20 protein-coding genes are annotated in these 21,375 nt (G+C 68.9%); 15 read left to right on the top strand and 5 right to left on the bottom strand.

The window, feature by feature from the left end:
• Nucleotides 1-144: 144 nt before the first annotated feature.
• The 3 genes from VHC04_RS19770 to VHC04_RS19760 all read left to right on the top strand — a co-directional run bounded on the left by VHC04_RS19770 (nucleotide 145) and on the right by VHC04_RS19760 (nucleotide 3,065).
• Entirely contained in the window at nucleotides 145-561 is a 417-nt protein-coding gene (locus tag VHC04_RS19770; protein ID WP_325684452.1) for a hypothetical protein, read from the top strand.
• Nucleotides 561-1,934 carry a glutamate--tRNA ligase gene (locus VHC04_RS19765; protein ID WP_325684624.1) on the top strand — a complete coding sequence of 458 codons (1,374 nt, stop codon included), beginning with the start codon at nucleotides 561-563 and terminating at the stop codon, nucleotides 1,932-1,934. The genes VHC04_RS19770 and VHC04_RS19765 overlap by 1 nt, the downstream gene beginning before the upstream one ends.
• A gap of 279 nt (nucleotides 1,935-2,213) precedes the next feature.
• Nucleotides 2,214-3,065, top strand: coding sequence for a DUF2189 domain-containing protein (locus VHC04_RS19760; RefSeq protein WP_325684451.1), 852 nt, complete (start codon nucleotides 2,214-2,216; stop codon nucleotides 3,063-3,065).
• Nucleotides 3,066-3,466: 401 nt separating this feature from the next.
• Here VHC04_RS19760 and VHC04_RS19755 read toward each other — a convergent pair whose 3' ends face one another.
• The gene (locus VHC04_RS19755; RefSeq protein WP_325684450.1) at nucleotides 3,467-4,477 is read right to left on the bottom strand and encodes an NAD(P)/FAD-dependent oxidoreductase; all 1,011 of its coding nucleotides are present in this window, start codon (nucleotides 4,475-4,477) and stop codon (nucleotides 3,467-3,469) included.
• A gap of 173 nt (nucleotides 4,478-4,650) precedes the next feature.
• On the opposite strand from VHC04_RS19755, the gene VHC04_RS19750 reads away from it, so the two are divergent.
• From VHC04_RS19750 to VHC04_RS19735, 4 genes are read left to right on the top strand one after another with little or no spacing between them, the layout of a single operon-like run.
• A complete protein-coding gene (locus VHC04_RS19750; RefSeq protein WP_325684449.1) occupies nucleotides 4,651-5,766 on the top strand; it encodes a glycosyltransferase in 1,116 nt (371 codons plus the stop codon).
• A 2-nt stretch (nucleotides 5,767-5,768) separates the two neighbouring features.
• On the top strand, nucleotides 5,769-6,830 hold the full coding sequence (locus VHC04_RS19745; RefSeq protein ID WP_325684448.1) for an acyl-CoA dehydrogenase: 1,062 nt from the start codon (nucleotides 5,769-5,771) through the stop codon (nucleotides 6,828-6,830).
• A gap of 17 nt (nucleotides 6,831-6,847) precedes the next feature.
• Nucleotides 6,848-7,642: a PIG-L deacetylase family protein gene (locus VHC04_RS19740; protein WP_408903839.1), complete on the top strand. Its 795-nt coding sequence runs from the start codon at nucleotides 6,848-6,850 to the stop codon at nucleotides 7,640-7,642.
• Nucleotides 7,639-8,256 carry an SAM-dependent methyltransferase gene (locus VHC04_RS19735; protein ID WP_325684447.1) on the top strand — a complete coding sequence of 206 codons (618 nt, stop codon included), beginning with the start codon at nucleotides 7,639-7,641 and terminating at the stop codon, nucleotides 8,254-8,256. The genes VHC04_RS19740 and VHC04_RS19735 overlap by 4 nt, the downstream gene beginning before the upstream one ends.
• A gap of 36 nt (nucleotides 8,257-8,292) precedes the next feature.
• Here VHC04_RS19735 and VHC04_RS19730 read toward each other — a convergent pair whose 3' ends face one another.
• The 4 genes from VHC04_RS19730 to VHC04_RS19715 form a co-directional block, all read right to left on the bottom strand.
• The gene (locus VHC04_RS19730) at nucleotides 8,293-9,042 is read right to left on the bottom strand and encodes a hypothetical protein (protein ID WP_325684446.1); all 750 of its coding nucleotides are present in this window, start codon (nucleotides 9,040-9,042) and stop codon (nucleotides 8,293-8,295) included.
• Nucleotides 9,043-9,093: 51 nt separating this feature from the next.
• Entirely contained in the window at nucleotides 9,094-10,980 is a 1,887-nt protein-coding gene (gene shc, locus VHC04_RS19725; protein WP_325684445.1) for a squalene--hopene cyclase, read from the bottom strand.
• 147 nt (nucleotides 10,981-11,127) lie between these two features.
• Entirely contained in the window at nucleotides 11,128-12,405 is a 1,278-nt protein-coding gene (gene hpnE, locus VHC04_RS19720) for a hydroxysqualene dehydroxylase HpnE (RefSeq protein WP_325684444.1), read from the bottom strand.
• 67 nt (nucleotides 12,406-12,472) lie between these two features.
• Nucleotides 12,473-12,883: a DUF1489 family protein gene (locus VHC04_RS19715; RefSeq protein WP_408903838.1), complete on the bottom strand. Its 411-nt coding sequence runs from the start codon at nucleotides 12,881-12,883 to the stop codon at nucleotides 12,473-12,475.
• Nucleotides 12,884-13,099: 216 nt separating this feature from the next.
• Between VHC04_RS19715 and VHC04_RS19710 the strand changes: the two genes are divergently transcribed.
• The 8 genes from VHC04_RS19710 (at nucleotide 13,100) to VHC04_RS19675 (ending at nucleotide 21,346) form a co-directional block, all read left to right on the top strand.
• Complete coding sequence (locus tag VHC04_RS19710) at nucleotides 13,100-13,576, top strand: hypothetical protein (protein ID WP_325684442.1); 477 nt, start codon at nucleotides 13,100-13,102, stop codon at nucleotides 13,574-13,576.
• Between the two features lie 134 nt (nucleotides 13,577-13,710).
• Nucleotides 13,711-15,078: an MFS transporter gene (locus VHC04_RS19705; RefSeq protein ID WP_325684441.1), complete on the top strand. Its 1,368-nt coding sequence runs from the start codon at nucleotides 13,711-13,713 to the stop codon at nucleotides 15,076-15,078.
• Nucleotides 15,079-15,088: 10 nt separating this feature from the next.
• Nucleotides 15,089-15,721, top strand: a complete 633-nt coding sequence (locus VHC04_RS19700; protein WP_325684440.1) for a hypothetical protein — start codon at nucleotides 15,089-15,091, stop codon at nucleotides 15,719-15,721.
• A 229-nt stretch (nucleotides 15,722-15,950) separates the two neighbouring features.
• Complete coding sequence (locus tag VHC04_RS19695; protein ID WP_325684439.1) at nucleotides 15,951-16,514, top strand: VOC family protein; 564 nt, start codon at nucleotides 15,951-15,953, stop codon at nucleotides 16,512-16,514.
• A gap of 12 nt (nucleotides 16,515-16,526) precedes the next feature.
• The gene (locus VHC04_RS19690) at nucleotides 16,527-16,913 is read left to right on the top strand and encodes a RidA family protein (protein WP_325684438.1); all 387 of its coding nucleotides are present in this window, start codon (nucleotides 16,527-16,529) and stop codon (nucleotides 16,911-16,913) included.
• A gap of 11 nt (nucleotides 16,914-16,924) precedes the next feature.
• A complete protein-coding gene (locus VHC04_RS19685) occupies nucleotides 16,925-17,272 on the top strand; it encodes a hypothetical protein (RefSeq protein ID WP_325684437.1) in 348 nt (115 codons plus the stop codon).
• A gap of 235 nt (nucleotides 17,273-17,507) precedes the next feature.
• A complete protein-coding gene (locus VHC04_RS19680; RefSeq protein WP_325684436.1) occupies nucleotides 17,508-19,862 on the top strand; it encodes a xanthine dehydrogenase family protein molybdopterin-binding subunit in 2,355 nt (784 codons plus the stop codon).
• Complete coding sequence (locus tag VHC04_RS19675) at nucleotides 19,859-21,346, top strand: 4-hydroxyphenylacetate 3-hydroxylase N-terminal domain-containing protein (protein ID WP_325684435.1); 1,488 nt, start codon at nucleotides 19,859-19,861, stop codon at nucleotides 21,344-21,346. Before VHC04_RS19680 ends, VHC04_RS19675 begins: the two co-directional genes overlap by 4 nt.
• Nucleotides 21,347-21,375: the final 29 nt, after the last annotated feature.

Below are 21,375 nucleotides of genomic sequence, written 5' to 3'. Positions count from 1 at the left end.
GTCGTGGCTGCCCGTCGTGATCGCCACGGCGCGGCGTCCCGGTTGCCGGGCGGTTGACTCGCGCCCCGGCGATCATACCTTCGGCCCCATGGCTTTCCATTCCACCAGCCGCCGTCATCGCCTTCCCCTGCCGGGCCGCCGCGTATGAGCGACCTGTTCGCCCCGCGAGGCGGCTGGCGCGTCCGCATCCTGGACCTGTCCGGCGGCGCACAGGACAACATCACCGAGGAGGTCGGCGGCTTTCCCACGCTGATGCAGGCGAACGAATTCGCCCGCCGCTATGTCCGCGACTCCATCGAGCATTGCCGGATGCCCGGCATGTCGACCAAGGATGTGCTGGAAACCTGGTTCGCCTATGGCGAGGACGCCCTGGTCGTCGATGCCGGCGAGGAAGGCTGGAAAAGCGCGACGGAACTGGGCGATTTCGTGGATCGGCCGGCCGGGCCGGAGGACCGCGATTGGCGGGCCCTGGATCCGCGCCTGGACGATGACATGCCCGGCGATGGCAGCCCGCTGGACGACCTGTCAGGCGAGGACCTGTCGGACGGGGATCCGGATTGATCCGCGTCCGGTTCGCGCCGACACCCGGCGGCCCCCTGTTCGTCGGCGCCGCCCGGATCGCCGTGGCCAATGCCTTGTTCGCCCGCCGCCACGGCGGAGAAATGCTGCTGCGGCTCGACGACCTGAATCCGGCGCGCTGTCCCCCGGCCGCGGCGGAACAGATCATCCAGGACCTGCAATGGCTGGGCATCGGCTGGGACCGCTGCATCCGCCAGTCGGAGCGCGCCCCGTTGTATGAGGCTGCGATCGCTCTGCTGAAAGAGCAGGGCAGGCTGTATCCCTGCTTCGAATCCGATGAGGAGCTGCGGGCCAAGCAGGAGCAGCGCCGCAAGCGCGGGCAGCCGCCGCTCTATGACCGCGCCATGCTGTCTTTGACGCCGGCCCAGCGGGCCGCCGCCGAGGCTGGCGGCAAGCGCCCGTACTGGCGGTTGCGCCTGTCGTCCCGGGTGCTGAGCTGGCGCGACATGATCCTGGGCGACCGCCAGGCGAAGCTGCCGGCGATCTCCGATCCGGTGCTGGTGCGCGCCGACGGCATGCCGGTCGCCGCGCTGGCCAGCGTGGTGGACGATATCGACACCGGCATCACCCACATCATCCGCAGTGAGGACAACGCCGCCAGCACGGCGATCCAGATCGAGTTGTTCGAAATCCTGACCGGGCGGCCGCCGGGCGTGCGCTTCGCGCATATTCCGGCCCTGCCGGAAACGGCGGGAACGCGGCCCGGTCACCGCGTCGGCATCCAGCCCCTGCGGGCGCTACGTGCCGATGGGGTGGAACCCTGCGCCCTGCTCGCCTGCATCACCGGCACCGAGGTCGCGCCGGCGCCGGATAGTGTCGCACGGGACAGTGTCGCGCCGGATGCCGGCGCACGGGACACCGCCCACGTACTGGATATGCTGGCGCGATCGGTGGACCCGGCCCGCATCGCCGCCTCTCCGTTCGATGCCGCCCGGCTGCTGGCCGCCAACCGCCGCGCACTGGGTGGCTTGGACTTCGCCGCGGTCGCCGACCGGCTGCCGTCCGGGGCGACGGAGCGCTTCTGGCTGGCCGTGCGGGGCAGCCTGGACCTGCTGAAGGAGGCGCGCGGCTGGTGGGACGTGGTCGCCGGCACCATCGTCCCGCCGGTCATCGAGGGGGAGCACGCGCTGCTGACCGCCGCGGCGGCGCTGCTGCCGCCCGAACCCTGGGACGACACCATCTGGCCCCGCTGGGTCGCCAATGTGGGTGAGGCCGCCGGCCGCGCCGAGGCGGGGGTGGCCTTGCCGCTTCGCCTGGCCCTGACCGGTGAAGAAACCGGGCCCGACCTCGGCGCCCTGCTGCCGCTGATCGGCCGTGCCCGAGCCGGCGACCGCTTGCGCATCGCCGCGGCATAGACGGTTGTCTCCGATCCGCCCGGCGGGTCCCCCCCGGATAGGTCCATGGTCCAGATCTGCTGGGCCAACCCGCCGGGCTGGTCGCGGCTGCGCCGGCCCTCCGCCTTTGACCAGGCCGCGAACCCGTAAAAGCGGCGGCGGCCGATTTTTCCCGCCGTCCCGGTCTTCCCGCCAGCCTCTTGAACGCCAATCTCTCCCAGGCGCGGGCCACGGCCTCGCGGCCGGCCCTCGCCGATATAATGCTCGGACAAACATGATCGAGTACGGGAGAGGCCCAGGATGATCAGAACCCCACCTGGCTGGGGGGCGGAGATGCTCGCCCAAGCCTACCATTCCATGACCAGGACAGATGCGCGGCGGGGCGCGGCGCCAGCCGGCATCCCCGTCGTGCGGCGCATCGGCCTGAAGGACCTGCAAGACGCCCTGCGCCGCGGGTTCGAGGATTTTGCCGCATCCCGCACGGATATTCTGCTGCTGTGCCTGATCTACCCGCTGGTCGGGCTGTTGCTGGGCCGCGCCGCATCAGGCTATGGCATGCTGCCGCTGATCTTCCCGCTGGCATCCGGCTTCGCCCTGATCGGGCCGCTGGCCGCCGTCGGCTTGAACGAAATGAGCCGGCGGCGGGAGATGGGGGAGCCGGTGACCCTGGGTACCGCCTTCGCGGTGTTTCGCTCTCCGGCCATCGGCAGCATCCTGCTGCTGGGTGCCGTGTTCCTGACGATGTTCCTGTTCTGGCTGGTGATCTCGCAAGGCTTCTATGACGCGACGCTGGGTCCCCGGCCGCCCCAGTCGGCCGCCGCCTTCGTCCATGACGTTTTCCTCACCGGGCCAGGCTATGTGCTGATCGTGGCCGGTGTCGGCGTCGGGCTGCTGTTTGCCGTGGTGGCCCTGGCGATCGGCTGCGTGTCATTCCCGCTGCTGCTGGACCGCAATGCGGGGATCGAGGTCGCCGTCCGCACCTCGGTCCGCGTCGCCATCTATAATCCGGTGACGATCGCGGCCTGGGGCCTGATCGTGGCCGCGGGACTGGTGATCGGTTCCATCCCGCTGCTGCTGGGGCTGATCGTCGTCATGCCGGTGCTCGGTCATGCAACCTGGCATCTGTACCGCCACACGGTGGCATGGATGTGAGCACGCGGGCGTAATGACCCTGGTCGCAACGCAACGACTTTGGCTCGATTTCCCCTGGGTTCGATTTCCCCTGGGCTCGATTTCCCCTGGGCTCGATTTCCCTTGGGCTCGATTTCCCTTGGGCTCGATTTCCCCTGGGCTCGGATTTCCCCTGGGCTCGGATTTCCCCTGGGCTCGGATTTCCCCTGGGCTCGGATTTCCCCTGGGCTCCATCACCCCTGGGCTCCATCACCCCTGGGCGCGATTGCCGGAGGCTGAAAACCGGAAGCCGCGATCGCGCCCTTGGATGAGGGAAGACGGCCGCATGCCGGCCGGCGCGGCGTCTGCCGCATCGCGAGCCTCTTCGGCGCGACGGGAACGAAACGGCGGGCTGGTCCGCGTCAAAGCCGGGCAGAACCGGCTCAGCCGGGCACGCCCTTGCTGGTGGAATATTCGAAGTGCAGCGCCTCACCGGGATGCACGATCGGGAAGATCGCATGCGCGGCCACGGCGGCTTCGCTGAACCCCTGCAGGATCAGTTTCAGCTTGCCGGGATAGGCCGCCACGTCGCCGATCGCGAAGATGCCTGGAATGCTGGTCTGGCAGGTCGCCGGGTCGATGGTCACGTGGTGCATCGCCTGCTGCATCCCCCAGGCCGCGATCGGTCCCAGGTCCATCGACAGACCGAAGAACGGCAGCAGAGAATCGGCGGGCAGCGCCCTTGTTTCGCCGTCCAAGGTCGCCACCACCACGGCGGACAGGACACCGTCCGAGCCCTGCAGGGCGTGAAGCTGATAAGGGATCACCATCTCGATCTCGCCGCGCCGAGCGGCTTCGTCCAGCTGCGCCGCGCTTTCGGGTGCCGCGCGGAATTTGGGCCGCCGGTGCACCACGGATACGCGGGCGATGTCCTTCAGGGCCAGCGCCCAGTCCACCGCGGAATCGCCGCCGCCGGCGATCACCACGCGCTTGTTGCGAAAATCCTCACGCCGGCGGACATAGTATTGCACCGCACCCGTGGCCTCGTACGCCGGCAGGTCATCCAGGGGCGGCCGGTTCGGCCCGAATGCCCCGGCGCCGGCGGCCACCACCACGGCCTTCGCCTTGATCGTGTCGTCCTGGTCCGTGGTCAGCATGAAATCCCCCGCCTGGCCGGACAGGCCGTTCACCTGCCGCCCGAGCAGACGCGGTGTGGCGAAGGGAGCGATCTGCTCCTCCAGCCTCGTGATCAGCGCGCCGGCCTCGATCGCCGGGTGCGCCGGAATGTCGTAGATCGGCTTTTCCGGATACAGCGCGGTGCACTGGCCGCCAACCTCGGCCAGCGCATCGATCAGCACGCTGGACAGTTTCAGCATCCCAAGCTCGAACACGGCGAACAGGCCGGTGGGACCGGCGCCGACGATGGCCACATCGGTTTCAAGGTGCTGGGGCATGCGGCGCGTATAGCCCGGATTTCGTCGCGAGCAAGCGGATATGGGCGCGGCGGGGGCGCGAGACGCAGGTCACGCACCCGTAACCGTTCCGGCCGTTAACACCTGGGTGAGCCGCATTTCATCCGAATTCCACCGTCGCCAGATGCACGGCTTGTCTCCAGCGGGGTTCAGCCGTGCGTCATCCGTGTCCCGTTCCGCCGTTCCGCACGAAGGTCGCGGTCGCGATCCCCGCCCGTGACGAGGAGGAGCGGATCGCCGCCTGCCTGAACGCGCTGGACCGCCAGACCGTGCCGCCGGACACCGTGGTCGTGCTGTTGAACAACTGCACCGACAGCAGCGAGCGGCTGATCCGCGGCCTGGATCTCCGCTACGACTGTCACGTGGTGGTTGCCCACCTGCCGCCACGCCGGGCGGGCGCCGGCCCGGCGCGGCGGCTGGCGTTGGATCATGCGGCGCGGCGGATCGGGGCTGGCGGCGTCCTGATGACGACGGACGCCGATGCGATGGTGCCATCGACCTGGGTGGAACGGAACCTGGCCGCGCTGGCGGCCGGCGCCGATGCCGTCTGCGGCCGCGCGGTGCTGAGCGCGGAGGACGCCGCCCGAATCCCGTGCCATCTGCACGCCGACGACGCGCGCGAGCGCCAGCTCATTGCGCTGCTGGACATGATGGCATGGCTGATCGACCCCGACCCGGCCGATCTGCCGCCGCGCCACACCGAGGCCTCCGGCGCCAGCATCGCCGTCCGCACCGCGTCGTGGCGCCAGGCCGGCGGCATCCCCCCGATTCCGATCGGGGAGGATCGTGGTTTCATCGCCGCCCTGCACCGGATCGACGCCCGGATTCGCCACGACCCGACCATCGAGGTCCTGGTATCGGGCCGGACCATCGGGCGGGCGGCGGGCGGCATGGCCGAAACGATCCGGCGCCGCATGGTCGCCCAGGACGAGTTCAGCGATGACGCGGTCGAGCCGGCCGAGGACGCGTTCCGGCGGCTGCGGCTGCGGGCCCGGCTGCGCGCCGCCTGGGCCAGTGGGGGCGGCGATATTGGGGGCGTCGATGCCGGGCGAGGCGACGCCGACCTGGCGCAGGACCTCGGCCTGCCCGTCGCGCGGCTGCGGCGCCTGCTGGGGCAACGTTTCTTCGGGGCGGTGTGGCAGCAGGCCAGCCGGATGGGTCCGCTGGCTGTACGGCGGCGGGTCCGCTTCGCCGAGCTGTCGCGCGAGATTGCGGATGCGGAACGGATTCTGGCGCGCCTGGCGCCGCCGGACAGCCTGGCGGCGGACTAGTCATGCCGGTCTCTGAACGCGTCGCCGCCCTGGTTCCGCTGATGCGGGACCGCGCCGCCGGCCTGGATCGGGTTGCCGATTTTCCGGCCGAGGACATGGCCGATCTGCGTCGCATCGGGGCGCTGACGCTGGCCCTGCCGGTGACCAACGCCGACCCGCCGTCTGTCCGCGCATTGCATGTCCGTGAGCTGGAAGCCGTGCTGACCCTGACCGGCAGCGGCAACCTGGCCACCGGCCGCATCCTGGAAGCGCATCTCAATGCCCGGCACCTGATCGGGCGCTATGGCACGGCACCGCAACGTCGCCTGGGCGATGAGGCGCCGCTGCTCGCCCTTTGGGTGACGGACCCGCCCTCCGGTGGCCTGCGCATGCGCCGCGACGGCGCCGCGATCGTCCTGTCGGGCGGCAAGCAATTCTGTTCCGCCGCCGGTCATGCCAGCCACGCACTGGTGACCGCCGAGGACGAAGGCGGCCGCGCGCGCATGCTGCTGGTGCCATTGCGGTGCGGGGAGCGCGTGACGCCCCTGCCGGCGCCATTGGCCGGGATGCGGGCATCGGTGACGGGTGCCGTCGACTTCTCCGGTTGCCGCGTGGCCGAGGACGCGGTGCTGGGCGGTCCCGGCGACTATCTGCGGGAACCGGATTTTTCCGCCGGCGCGTGGCGGGGATCGGCCGTCGCGCTGGGTGGGCTGACGGCACTGGTCGAACTGGCCGTGGCGCATCTGCGCGGTGGGACCCGCCTGGATCACCCGCAGATGCTCGCCCGCTTCGGCCACATCTTCATCGCGCGGGACACCGCCGCCCTGTGGGTCCGGCGCGCGGGCGAGGCGGCGGAGGATCCCACGCGGGCTTGCCAGGACCGGGTTGCCACCGTTGGCCTTGGCCGGCTGGCGGTGGAGGCCGCCTGCCTGGAGGCCATGACATTGATCCAGCAATCCATCGGCCTGGCGGCGTTCCGGCAGGGTGATCCGATCGAGCGGATCGGCCGCGACCTGCAAACCTATCTGCGGCAACCCGCCCGCGACGCCGTGCTGGCCGATGCCGCCGCATGGTTCGCGCGATGACCATCCGCATGATGACCATGCCAGCGACGACCATCCCCGGGATGACCATTCCGCCAATGACCATTCCGCCAATGACCATCCGCGCCGGGGCCTGCCAGACCACGTGGCGCGGCCTGCCGCTGGCGTCGCTGGATCAGGTCACCGGGCCCGGAACCTGCCTCATCCTGGCGCCGCATCCCGATGACGAAAGCCTGGGCTGTGGCGGCCTGATCGCGGCGTGCTGCGCCGCCTTGCGGCCACCACTGGTCGCCATCCTCACGGATGGCGCGGCATCGCATCCCGGTTCCCGCCAGTTCCCGCCGGAGCGCCTGGCGCGCGTGAGGGCGGCAGAGGTTCGGTGTGCCACCGGACGGCTTGGCCTGCCGCCTGCAAGGCTGTTCTTCTGCGGCTGCCCGGATTCCAGGGCGCCGGCGGCGGGGGCCGCGTTCGACGACGTCGTGACGAGGCTGAGCCACCTGGCCGCGGCCGATCGGTCCATTTCCACGATCCTGTCGACCTGGCGGCACGATCCGCACTGCGATCATGCGGCCGCGGCGACGATCGCCGACGCGGTGGCGGCGCGCGCCGGCCTTCGCCATCTGGCCTATCCGGTGTGGGGATGGACGCTGCCCGCCGATACGGTCCTTCCGGGCGGCGCACCTTCGGGCTGGCGGCTGGACATTACGCCATTCCGCAGCCGGAAACGGCAGGCCATCCGCGCCCACGTGTCCCAGTATGGAGACCTGATCACGGATGACCCCACCGGCTTCCGGCTGCCGGCAGATCTGCTGTCGGTGTTCGATAGCTGCTTCGAAACGTTCCTGACCCCATGAGCGGCTCTCGCCAGCCGGAGCATTTCGAGCACCTGTACCGGGCGGACCCCGACCCTTGGGCCTATCGCTCCAGCGCCTATGAGCGGCGCAAGTATCGGCATACGATCGACGCCCTGGGCGGCAGGCGATTTGTCCATGGCCTGGAAGTCGGCTGCTCGATCGGGGAATTGACACGGCTGCTGGCGGATTGGTGCGAGTCACTGCTGGGGATCGACGTGGTCGACGCCGCGCTGGCGGAAGCCGCCGCGCGCTGCGCCGGCCGTCCGCATGTCCGCTTCGCCAGGATGCAGGTGCCGATCGCGTGGCCGGCCGGGGAGTACGACCTGATTGTGCTGTCGGAGGTGCTGTACTTCCTGTGCGCCGAGGATATCGACCGGCTTGCCCGGCATGTCCGGCACGGCATCGTGGCCGGCGGCCTCGTTCTGCTGGTGAACTGGCTGGGTGACGGTGGCGATCCGCTGTCGGGCGATGCCGCGGCGGAGCGCTTCATGCGGGCTGTGTCGGATGACCTGTGCCCGCGGCGGCGGGAGCGGCGGCCGGAGTACCGGCTGGACCTGCTGGAGCGACCCTGGCCGGAGGCCATCCGCTCCGCCGGCATTGCCCGCGGGCGATGACATCCGGAGGCCGGTCAAAACCCCAGACTCTCCGGATCATGACGGTATGATCGGACGTAACGATACCGCCATCAATGCCCGCCGCGCGCGGGACGCATCGCCTGCGAGGCCGAGCAGCGCCGGTATCTGGCCCGGCCGCCGCAGCAAAGATCCGAGCACCCGCGCCGCACCGATCGCGCCCTTCGGATCGAGCGCGGCAAGCGCCGCCGGCGGCAGGTCGCGCTCCACCGGGTCGCAGATTGCGCGTACGACGGCAAACGGCAGGCCATGTTGCCGCGCCACGCGCGCTACCGCGCCGCTTTCCAGGTCCACGGCCTGTGCGGCATTGCTCCTGGCGGCGTCGCGCTTGGCGGATGCGGAGGCCAGCACGCTGCCGGCCACCAGGAGGCGGTGCGGTGTCGGCCCGCCGAAGCGGGCGGACAAGGCCGGATCGGTCGCGAATACCGCGCCGCCTTCGATCACGTCCGTCGGCACGACCAATGCGCCGGGCCGCAGCGCCGGGTCCAGCCCGCCGGCCAGGCCGAAACTCACCAGAGCCTGAACGCCATCCGCCACCAGCGCCCGCGCCGCCGCCTCGGCTCCCGCCGGCGTGCCACCGCCCGCGCGCACCGGGGCGGTCAGTGCGCCGTCCCGCCACGCAGGAGCCGGCTTTGCATCCGGCTCGCCATCGGCGATGAGCGTGGGCGACGGCCGCCCTCGATCGGCAATGCCTGCCGATGCCGGCCCGGCCAGCCGCCGGGCAATGCGGGCCTCCGCGGCCAATCCGGTGACGAAACCGATGATCATCGCCGGCTCATCGTCGTGGCCTGCCCGCGATGACGCCCCCCATGCGTCGGATCAGAACCCGACCGAAACGCGGCGCGTATTCCCTCGCGACAGGTTGCGGTACCGCGCCAGCGCCAGCAGCGGAAAATACAGCCGATAGCCGTGGTAGCGCAGATAGAACACGCGCGGGAACCCGACCGCGGTGTACGGCAGCTCCGTCCACTCGCCGTCCGATCGCTGGGTCCGCGCCAGATAGGCGATCCCGCGTGCGACGGCCGGGTGCGTCACCGCCCCCGCCGCCATCAGCCCCAGCACCGCCCAGGCGGTCTGGCTCGGCGTGCTTTCCGTGTAGCGGCCATGCGGAGCGTCGCCGTAGCTTTCCTCGTCCTCTCCCCACCCGCCATCCGCGCGCTGGACCGAGGCCAGCCAGTCCACCGCCTTGGTCACCGCCGGATCGTCGCCGGGCACGCCGGCCGCGTTCAGGGCGCACAGCACCGACCAGGTGCCATAGATGTAGTTGGTGCCCCAGCGGCCGAACCAGCTCCCATCGGCTTCCTGCTCCCGCCGCAGATAGGCCAGGGCCTTCGCCATCACCGGATCGTCCGGCGTCATGCCGATCTGCGCCAGGAACGACACGCAGCGGGCGCTGACATCCGCCGTCGGCGGATCCAGCAGGGCACCATGGTCGGCGAAGGGGATGTGGTTCAGATAGTGGTGGGTGTTCTCGGGCTCGAACGCGCCCCAGCCGCCGTCCGAGGACTGCATGCCGATGATCCAGTCCCGCGCGCGCTGGATCGCATTGGTGTATTTCGGGTCGCCGTTCCGGTGCAGCAGCATTCCCACCACGGCGGTGTCGTCGACATCGGGATAATGCGGGTTGGCATACTGAAACGCCCAGCCGCCGGGCGCCAGACCGGGCCGGCGCACCGCCCAGTCGCCCACCACATCGTTGATCTGGTTCGGAAGCAGCCACTCGCAGGCGGCGTCGGTGGGGACCCCCGCCTCGATCAGCGCATGGCCGGCCAGGCCGGTATCCCAGACGGGCGACAGGCAGGGCTGGCAGTAGGCCCGATCCTGCCGCACCACCAGCAGCTTGCGCACGCTGGCCCAGGCGATCGCCGCTTGCGGATGGTCGGGCGGATAGCCCAGCGCGTGGTACATCATCACGCTGTTGGCCATGGCCGGATAGATCGCGCCCAGCCCGTCCTCCCCGTTCAGCCGTTCGCCCACGAAGGCCACGGCCTTGTCGAGCGCCCGCTGCCGCAAGCGTGCCGGAAACAGCGGCTCCGCCGCGCGCAGCACGACATCGACGCCCTTGAAGAAGCGGCCCCAGGCAGAGCGGTAGGGACCGCGGATATAGTCGCGCACCTGCGCCGGCGGCGTGCGGAACAACTCGCCGATCGTGACGTTGCGCGGGTTGGCCGCCTTTGGCTTCAGCGCCATCAGGACCAGCAACGGCACGATCACCGTCCGCGACCAGTACGACACCTTCGACAGGTGGAACGGAAACCACAGCGGCAGGTGCATGATCTCCAACGGCATCACCGGCACCGCCCGCCATGGCACCGCGCCGAACAGCGCCAGTTGCGCGCGGGTGAAGACATTGGTCCGCTCCGCTCCGCCGGCCGCCAGGATCGCCTCCCGCGCGCGGCGCATGTGCGGCGCGTCCGGATCGTCGCCGATCGCCTTCAGCGCGAAATAGGCCTTCACGCTGCAGGAGATGTTGAACGCGCCGGCATGGAACAGCGGCCAACCGCCATGCTCGCCCTGGATCGAGCGCAGGTAGACGCCGATCTTGTGTTCCAAATCGTCGTCGATGCGGTCGAGGAAGTGCTCCAGCAGGACGTATTCGGCCGGGATGGTGGCATCGGCCTCCAGCTCGAACACGAAATGCCCGTCCGGCTTCTGCAGGCGCATGAGCGCGGCGGCGGCCCGGTCCACCGCATCCGCCACCGCCATGTCAGCCAGCGGGAAATCGCCTGATGGAAAACCGTCCGATGGGAAATCTCCCGCCGGGGTATCCCCGAGCGGGACCTTCCCAGATGGGGCCGCCGAACCGCCACGCGGATCGGGGAGGATCGCATCCAAAGCCATCACACCGTCTGTTCAGGATTTCAAAAGTGCCTCGGCGGCCAACCTGCCGGACCTTATCGCCCCCTCGATCGTGGCGGGCAACCCGGTATCGGTCCAGTCGCCGGCCACCGCGAGATTGGCTGCCTGGGTCACCCGCCCCGGATCGGGACGCAGCGCGTCCTGCCGGGCGGTGGCCGCGAAGGTGGCGCGTCTTTCCTTCACCACGCGCCAGGGCGGCATGTCGTCCTCCGCATGGTAGGCCGACAGGGTCTGGCCCATCGCCAGCTTGACATTGGGCCAGACCGCGGCGGCGATCACGCCGGCCTCGTCGTCCACCATGTGGTTGGCCGCGCTGATGGTCACCGAGACGTGATCGCGCTTGGCGAACACCCATTCCGCGACGCCCGAGGTCAAGCCGATGAAGCCGACATCCATGAGGGGGGCGTCGGGTTCCGGCACCGTGGCGAAGTGGATGTTCAAGATCGCTTCGTATGCGTCGGGGGTCTGCAGTCCTGGCACAAGGTCGGCGGCGACCCAGGGCGGCACGGCCAGCAGCACCGCGTCGTCCGGCGCCAGCGCGATGGGGCCGCCGGGTCCGCGCAGGGCGGCGATCCGGCCCGCTTCCATCCGCAGCTCCGCGATGCGGTGATTGCAGCGCAGGGTGGCCCCTCGCTGGGTCAGCGTGGCCACGGCGGGATCGATCAGCGCCTCGGACAGGCCGGTTTTCGGCAGCCATGGGATACAGGCATTGCCGCCCCGCAACAGCGTCTCCCGCATGACCGCGCCCAGCAGCCGCGCCAGGCCCATCTGCGGACGCGTGTTCAAGGCAGCGACCGCCAGGGGCTCGACCAGCCGCCAGTACAGCCAGCCGCGCCGCATGGCGTCCGCCACGGTCGTGTCGCCGCGCGCGCCGACCAGGCCGCGCAGACGCAGGTAGTCCAGCAGTCGTGTCCGCGGCACCCGCCGGCCCGGGATCAGCACCCACCACGGGATTCGCCCGCGGTTCGGGCGGAGCACCCATCCTTCCCGCGTCTTCACATCCAGGAACGGAAAGGCCGGACGGGCCGGGACGGTGAACCGGTCCGCCGCCCCGGTCTCCCGGATATACGACATGGCCGCGTCGTTGCCGGACAACAGCAGGTGGTTGCCGTTGTCGATCCGCAGCCCGAGCTCCTTGTCGAGATAGGAGCGGCACCGGCCTCCTGCCGCGGGGCCGGCCTCATGCACCGTCACCGCTCGTCCGGCGGCGGTCAGCGTCAGTGCCGCCGCAAGGCCGGCCATGCCGGCCCCGATGACATGAGTATGGCTCATCGTCGGGAGTTCTGCCCTGCCGGCCGGCGGGGCGCAACCAAAGTCGCGTTAACGATAATGTTGGTTGTCAGAGCAGGCAGAGTGCCCGCAGCTCGCGGCGCAGCGCCGCCGGCAGGACGTCGAGGCCGCTGACCTCGCCGGGTCCCTTCTGGTCCGCCGGCGCGTCGTCCGCATCCAGGTAGCGCCATCCCTGGAACGCCCGGACCGGGCGGCCTTCCAGCGGCACCAGGCCGGGATCCAGCACCAGGGCGGCGCACGCCGTGCCGTCGTCGCGGGTGTCCTCGATGATGTCCAGGATGCGCTGGCGCACCAGCATGGACCCGTTGATCACCCAATAGATCGAGCCGCCGTCCAGCACCTCCTCCCGCCGCCTGGGCGCCATGCGGGTGCGATGGCGCAGCGGCGGATGGGTCAGAGCGCGCTCGGCCTGCCAGGCGCGAAGATCCTCGATGTCGCGAACGCCGACGGCAAGTTTCATGATGTGCAGCATGATCGGGCGACTCGGTCCGGCGCGATGGGATGCCGATCACTGTATGCGGCGGCGGACCGTCAGGCCATATCAACGCTCGCGATCGGGTTTTCAAGGAGACGGCGTGGGCGACATTTAGTAGAATTAGCGAACGTCATTCGACTATCTTCGCCAAGTGATACGGCTCTTTGAAGGCCGAACCGCGATCCTGGGGGGACGTGAACGATGCGCGACCGTTCATACTTGGCGATGCAGAGCTGGGCGATGCAGAGCTGGGCGATGCAGGGCTGGGCGATGCAGGGCTGGGCGATGCTGGGCTGGGCGATCTTGGCCATCGCCGCCGTGACGGGCAGCGGGGCCGCTTCGGCGCAGACTCCGGCGGCCGGCCGCATCTGCCGCGGGGTTCTGTCGGTGAACGCGGATAACAGGCAGTTCGGCTTCATCTGGGTCCGCGTCAATGCCGACGATAGCGGGGACGCCTGGAGCGCCCCGGGACGGGACATCGCCCCCGACGCCATTCCGCCGGCGCCGCCGGCGGACGCGAAGCATACGTTCAGCAAGACGATCAGCCATTTCCCGAACGGCTATGTCGGGATCGGCCTGCAGCTGCCGCGCGGCTCCACCGTGACGATGATGGTGAACGAGGACGCCAAGACCTTGTCCACGCCACGGCAGCACACGGCGCTCGCCTGCTCTCCCTAGGCGGCGCGGCCAGGTCCTTGGCGCCACCCCTCTGGCGCCACTCCTCTGGTGCCACTCCTCTGGTGCCACCCCTCTGGACGAGGACGTCAACCCGTTGCCTACTCCCTGACAACGAGGGAGGGAAACGCAAGACGATGGATGCCGTCGCCGAACCGGGTCCGATCGGCCCGCTGGAACAGGAATACCGCCGCTCACCCGCCTTCCGCGCGGTGGCGGACGGGGACACGGTCACCCGCACGCACTGGCACATCGCCGTTGCCAATGGCCTGGGCTGGGGCTTCGACGGGATGGACGGGGTGATCTTCGCCCTGGCCTCACCGCTGATCATCAAGGATTTCGGGCTGACCGTGCCGGAATACCGGACCGGTCTGCAGATCGCGCTGCTGATCGGCATCGCCGGCATGTATGTGTGGCCATGGCTGGCCGACCGCTACGGACGCCGCACACTGCTGGCGCTGAACATCGCCATGTTCTCGCTGATGATGCCGCTGCTGTCGGTGACCTATTCCTGGCCGCTGTTCGTGGCCCTTCGCTCCGGCGTCAATTTCGCGCTGAACGGGGAGTGGTCGCTGGGCTCCATGCTGGTCGCCGAGACCTGGCCGGCGCGGCTGCGCGGGCGGGTGATCGGCATCAATCGCGGCACCTGGTGTTTCGGCGCCGCCCTGGCCGGGGTGATCGCCACCTGGGTGATCGCCACCTATGGCTGGCGGATTGCGTTCGCGGTCCCGGCCGTGGTCGCGCTGATCGGTGTCTATGTGCGGGCGAAATGCCCGGAATCGCCGTACTGGGTGCGCTTGCAGGACCGCAAGCACCGGATCGGCCAGGCCCAGGCGCGCGGCCAGCTGCTGTCCGCCGAGGACCGGGACTGGGTGGCGAAGACCCGCAACCGCCAGCTCACGCAGCTGTTCCTGCCGGACATGCGGCGGAAGACCGCCATCGCCACCTTCATCGCCTGCTGCTCCACCACGATCTACGGCACGGTGGGCGGCTGGATGCCGCTGTACCTGGCGCAGGAACGCCACTGGGCCACCGCGACATACGGGAAATTCTATATCGCCTGGGGCCTGGTCGGCTTCCTCGGCCTGTTGCTGTCCGGCTGGATCTCGGACCGGTTCGGGCGCCGCCCCGCCTTCTATGTCATGCTGGCGCAGGGAGCGGTGTTCATCACGCTGTGGGTGTTCGCCACGACGGACCTGGAGCTGTGGGTTTACGGGCTGCTGTGGAGCATCGGGTTCCTGGGCTTCTGGGGACCCAGCATGGTGCTGACGGCGGAGATCTTCCCGACGCGGATTCGTGGCGCCGGCAACGGGTTCGCCTGGTCGGTCGCCTGGCTGTTCGGCTTCGTCCTCTGGCCGTTCGTCGCCGTCGGCCTGCAGCAATCCACCGGATCCTTCGCCGCCGCGTTCCTGCTGATCCCGGTGGCGATGGCATTCATGGCGGCCGGCGTATGGTGGTTCACCCCGGAATATGCCGGGAAGGAACTGGATCAGATCAGCCTGTAGGGAGCGAACGATGGCCAAGGGACTTCTGCTGGTGGCATTCGACTTCACCAACGCCCACGAGGACGAATTCCACGACTGGTACGATCTTGAACATGTTCCGGAACGCCAGCGCGTCGCCGGTTTCGGCCTGTGCGAGCGCTGGATCAGCACCCAGAACCCGAAGCAGGCGGTGGCCAGCTACGACCTGGACAGCCTGTCGGTGCTGGACAGTCCGGCCTACCGCGCGATCGCCGGCGACAACCTGTCGGTCTGGTCGAAGCGGATGACGAAGATCTGCCGCCGGCTGCTGCGCTTCGACGGGGAACAGACGCTGCCCGGCAACGCCGACAGCCCGAGGGGCGCCGGTGGCCTGCTGGTCAACGCCATGAATGTCCTACCGGAGCATGAGGCCGAGTTCAACGAGTGGTATGACCAGGAACATATCCCGGCGCTGGCCGCCGTGCCCGGCGTCCTGGCGGCCCGCCGCTTCCGCGATCCGAAGGGCACGCACCGCTATCTGGCGCTGTATCACCTGCAATCGGCCGATATCCCCAATGGGCCGGCCTGGCAGAAGGCCGCGAACTCACCCTGGACCGACAAGCTGCGGCCGTATTTCCGCGATCATGTGCGGCTGCTGACGAAGCGGTACACACGCTCGGCCTGACGCTCGGCCTGAGCGCAGGATTGCCTGGGCCGGCGGTCCGAGGCCGCGGGTCTATCCTGATGAATCAATGCATTGTCGGAACCTGACGGGATCAACCTGATCCGATCGGGTTCCACCCCGCTCCTTTGACAATTGACGGGCCGCTCGCCCCTTTCGAGGCAAGCGGCCCATTGCGTTTGCGGGGCGGTTCGGTCAAACTGCATCACATGTTAATCAATGGGAGGCTATAATGTCTGGACCAGTGACCCCGGTGGGCGTCAACCACATCGTCCTGAATGTGCGGGACCTGGACGAATCCCACGCCTTCTGGACGGATGTCGTCGGGTTGAAGCAGGTCGGCGAGCTGAAGAAGACGCCGCAGCGGCCGAACCCGCCGCGCATGCGGTTCTACAGTTGCGACCACGACGGCAAGATGAACCATCACGACATCGCACTGGTCGAGAACCGGGAGCTGCCGGCGCCGCCGAAGGAATGGGGCATGTTCGGCATGCCGGTGGCGGTCAATCACATCGCCATCACCCTGCCGAACCGGGAGGCCTGGCTGCAGCACCTGGAATACCTGCAGGGCAAGGGCGTCAAGTTCAATCGCCGGGTTGAGCATGGCATGACCCACAGCCTGTACATCAACGACCCGAACGGGTACGGCGTCGAGCTGCTGTATGAGTTGCCGCGGGAGGTCTGGGAAGGCGACATCGACGCGGCGCTGAACTATGCCACCGCGCGTCCGACCGAAGGCAAGGAAGCGCTGGAGGATGAGCACGAGAATGTCCCCGTGTTCCGCGCGGCCGAATAAGGGGACAGTCCGGTGGCGAAACGTCAAAGCATCAACGCGCCGCGCGCTCGGCACGAGAATCCGATCCCGAATGCCAGCCGGATCGGCAATATCGTCATGTCGAGCGTGATCGGCGGCGCCAATCCCGGCACCCGGGACCTGCCGCCGACGCTGGATGAGCAACTGGCGAATGTCTTCGCCTATATCCGCTCCGACATCGAAGCGGCGGGCGGCACGGTGGAGGACATCCTGAAGATCACCTTCTACGTGAAGGATCCGATCAAGGACCGTCCCGTCATCAACACGCATTGGGTGAAGATGTTCCCGGACGCGGAGGCGCGGCCGGCCCGTCACTCACAGACCCTGCCACCGGACAGCAAGGCGCTGGTGCAGGCCGATTTCTTCGCCGTCGTCTCCTGACGGCGAAGACCGTGCTGGATTCGGCAACGATCGACGCGCTGGCGCGCGCCTATCACCGGGCGGAGCAGGACAAGGTCCAGGTCCGGCCGCCGAGCGCGCGGCATGCGGGGTTCCCGGTCGAGGATGCCTGCGCGGTGCAGCGCCGCTGGGTGGAGATCAAGGTCGCCGCGGCGGTCCTGAACCATCCGGCAAACGGCGTCGCCTGGCTGGCCAGCAAGCTGGCGCCGTTCGACACCGCGCTGGAGCCCGGCCAGTTCGTCCTGGAGGGCCCCTTCACCGGCATGGTGGACGCGCGCGCCGGCGACAGCTTCCATACCGATCACGGACCATTCGGATCGGTCTCCGCCCGGTTTGCGTGAAGAAGCCGGCGAGAATCCGTACCCCTGAGTTGCCGACCCTGGGTCGCCGACCCCCAGTTACCGACCCCAGGGTTCCCGAGTCCGGCCTGACAGCGTTGAGGCAAGAGGATATGAACCAGCACCCGCTCCGCCCCATCCCTGACGCCGCCGCCGGGTGTGCTTCACCACGGCGGTTCGGGCGCTCGCCGTCTCCGAGCGGCGCCCGGCGCGGGTGCCGCCAGCGAAAGGCAGTCTGATGGACGATGTCACCGCGCCGATCAAGTTCGGCGTCGGCCAGCCTGTCCGCCGCTGGGAAGACCTGCGGCTTCTGACCGGCCGCGGCCGGTACCAGGATGACTGGGTGCTGCCGAGGCAGAGCTGGTGCGTGTTCGTGCGCTCACCGCACGCCCATGCCCTCATAAGGTCGATCGATACGGCAGCGGCGGAAGCGGCGCCGGGCGTGCTCGCGGTCTATACCGCCGCGGATTACGAGGCCGACGGGCTGAGCATGCCGAAGGCCAACATGCCGCGGAAGAAGCGTGACGGCTCGCCGATGTTCGCGCCGCAGCGGCCGGCCCTGGTGAGGGACAGGGTGCGGTATGTCGGCGATGCGGTGGCGATGGTGATCGCCGAGACGCTGGCCCAGGCGAAGGACGCGGCGGAGCTGGTCGAGGTCGACTACGACCCGCTGCCGTCGGTCACCAATGTCGCGGCGGCGGCGGAGCCGGACGCGGCGCGGGTATGGGACGAAAACCCCGACAACATCTCCCATACCCTGGAGCGCGGCGACAAGGCGGCCACCGACGCGGCCTTTGCCAGGGCGGCGCATGTGGTGAGGCGGCGCTACGTCGTGACACGCGTCCATGCGCAGTACATGGAGCCGCGCGGCGCCCTGGGTTCCTACGACGATTTCGAGGATCGCTACACGCTGTACGCGGACGTGAACTATCCGCACCGCGTGCGCAACATGCTGGCCAACAACGTGTTCCGCGTGCCCGAAAGCAAGGTGCGCGTGGTGGTGAACGATGTCGGCGGCGGGTTCGGCGCCAAGGGCTGGCAGTATGTCGATCATCGGCTGACCCTGTGGGCGGCGCGCAAGCTGGGCCGGCCGGTGAAATGGCGCTGCGAGCGATCCGAAGTGATCATGGCCGACGAGCATGGCCGCGACAATATCGGTGAGATCGAGCTGGCGCTGGACGCCAGCGGCAAATTCCTTGCCGTGCGGCTGCACATGCTGGCCAGCATCGGCGCCTATATCGCGTCCGACCGGCAATTGCTGACGCCGTTCGGGCAGATCATCACCCTGACCGGCGTCTACGACATCCCGGCCGCGCATGTGACCATCGATGCGGTGCTGTCGAACACCAACCCCACCGCGCCTTATCGCGGTGCCGGCCGGCCCGAGGCGATCTATCTGATCGAACGCATCATCGAGGCCGCGGCCGAGGCGACGGGCATCGATCCCATCGCGTTGCGCCGCCGCAACGTCGTCCACCCGCAAGCCTTGCCCTACAAGGCGCCGCTGGGTCCCGTGTACGATTCGGGGGACTTTGCCAGGAACATGGACCTGGCGCTGGATGCGTCCGACTACGCCGGCTTCCCCGCGCGCCAGGCCGAGTCCGCATCGCGCGGCAAGCTGCGCGGCATCGGCTTCGTCAATGCCATCGAGCAGGCCGCCGGGCCGGTGCCGGACTACGCTGAAATCCGCTTCCAGCCCAGCGGCTCCGCGATGATGCTGATGGGCACGAAGTCGCACGGCCAGGGGCATGAGACGGCGTACAAGCAGATCCTGTTCGACAAGCTGGGCATCGATCCAAGGGAGGTCCAATTCATCGACAGCGACACCGATCGTGTCGCCTTCGGCATGGGTTCCAACGGCTCCCGCTCCATGGTCGTCGGCGGCAGTGCGCTGGTGCTGGCGGCGGATAAGATCATCGCCAAGGGCAAGCAGCTCGCCGCGCATATGCTGGAGGCGGCCGAGGCGGATATCGATTTCGCCGACAATACATTCTCGGTGGCGGGCACCGATCGGGCGGTGACCTTGAAGCAGGTGGCGATGGCGTCCTTCCAGCCGGCGAAACTGCCCAAGGGCATGCCGCCCGGCCTGATCGAAAGCGCCACCTACGCGCCGGAGCAGGCCACGTATCCGAACGGCACGCATGTCTGTGAGGTGGAGGTCGATCCGGAAACCGGCACGGTGCAGATGCTGAACTATGTCGTGGTCGACGATGTCGGAACGATCGTCAATCCGCTGACCCTGGCGGGACAAATCCATGGCGGCGTGGCGCAGGGCGCCGGGCAGATCCTGATGGAGGAGGTTGTCTACGACCGCGAGTCCGGCCAGCTGGTGACCGCCAGTTTCATGGACTACGCCATGCCCCGCGCCGATACGATGTGCGGCGTCACGATCAAGAGCAATCCGCACCCCACGCCCAGCAACCTGCTGGGGGTGAAGGGGGCGGGAGAGGCCGGATGCGTCGGCGCTCTTCCGGCGGTGATGATCGCCATCGTCAACGCCCTGAAGCCGCTGGGCGTGAAGGAGCTGGACATGCCCGCCACACCGTTGCGGGTCTGGCAGGCGATCCAGGCAGCGAAGGCCGCCGGGTCATGAGGACGGGCGCCGCCTATCGCGATGCCCTGCGCGACGGACGGCGCGTCTGGGTGCTGGGTGAAGGTCGTGTCGAAGACGTGACGAGTCATCCGGCCACGAGCCCGATGGTGCGGGAGTATGTCACCTGGTACGACCGGCTGGCCGACCCGGAATGGCGCGACACGGCCTGGACAGCGGATGGCACGCCGGTTGCCTATCTGGTGCCGCGCACCGCCGACGACCTCGTGCGCATGGGCCGCTTCTTCTCGGCGACGACCTTCCTCGGTGCCGGCAATGTCACCCACACGCCAGCCTATGGCCACCTGATCGCCCTGGGGATTCAGCACGCCGTGACATTGCGGCGAGCATCCGAGGAGCAGGTGCGCAATGCCGGGACGTATCGCGCGCAGATCGCGGCGACCGGACGCTTCATCACCTTTGCCGCCGGGCAGGCGCCGATCGGCCATCGCATGCGTCCCGATCCGGCCGACAGGTCGGCGCTGCGCATCGTGCGGGAGACCGATGCCGGCCTGGTGATCACCGGCAAGATCGGCATGCACACCAGTCCCGCCTTCGCCGAGGACGTCTATATCGGCGCCGGCAACAATGTCGACTACCAGGGCCATCGCGCCACCTTCGCCGTCGCGGTGAATGCGCCCGGCGTCACCGTGATCTGCCGCAAGCGGGTGGCCCGCGAGCCGAGTCCGTTCAGCGCGCCGCTCAGCAACCGTTTCGACGAGCTGGACGGGCAGATGTGGCTGGACGATGTGCTGGTGCCGTGGGACCGCGTGTTCCTCACCGAACCCTCGGCCGAACCGATCGCCCGCTGGCTGTTCTGGCACCAGCTCTATTGCTGGCTCGCCAAGGCGGAGTTCTCGCTGGGCCTGGCGCTGGCCTGCACCCATGCCATGGGACTGATGGAGCACGCGGTGACGCAGGATTACCTGATGGACCTGCTGACCGACGTGCAGACCGTGCGCAGCTGCCTGACGGCCTGCGAGCGGGACCCGTGCTTCACCGATGACGGGATCGCCGCCCCGAACCACACCCACCTGTCCGCCGGCTCCCTGGCGATGCTGCGCGGCCGGCCGCGGATGGAGGATATCCTGCGGTCCTTGCCCGGCTCTTCGATGATCAACGCGCCGTCCGAGCGGGATCTCGCCGACCCGGAGCTGGCGGCCGGGCTGGAGGCCTCGTTCGGTGGCGGCGGCTATACGGCGGCGCAACGATCGGCGCTGCTGAACATGGCCTGGGATCATGTCGGCTCCGCGTTGGATCAGCGTGAATCCGTCTATGAACTGCACGCCAATGGCGGCGCCACGATGTGGCGGCACCGGCTGCGGCGCAGCTTCGACGACTATGATCGGCTGGCCGGCGGTGTCCTGCGCCAGATGGGGATTCCGATGCCGGCGACGGATCTCGGCCCGATCCGCGATGCGCCCATGATCGCGCGCCGGCCGGTCTCGCCGCCGGCCGCCGATGCCAAACCCAGACCCAGACCCTGACCGGCCGGACCATAGGGGGCCGGACCATA

Origin of the sequence: Rhodopila sp. (assembly GCF_035548095.1) — a bacterium.
Lineage (GTDB): Bacteria > Pseudomonadota > Alphaproteobacteria > Acetobacterales > Acetobacteraceae > Rhodopila.
This window is presented reverse-complemented; position numbering and strand designations above follow the sequence as displayed.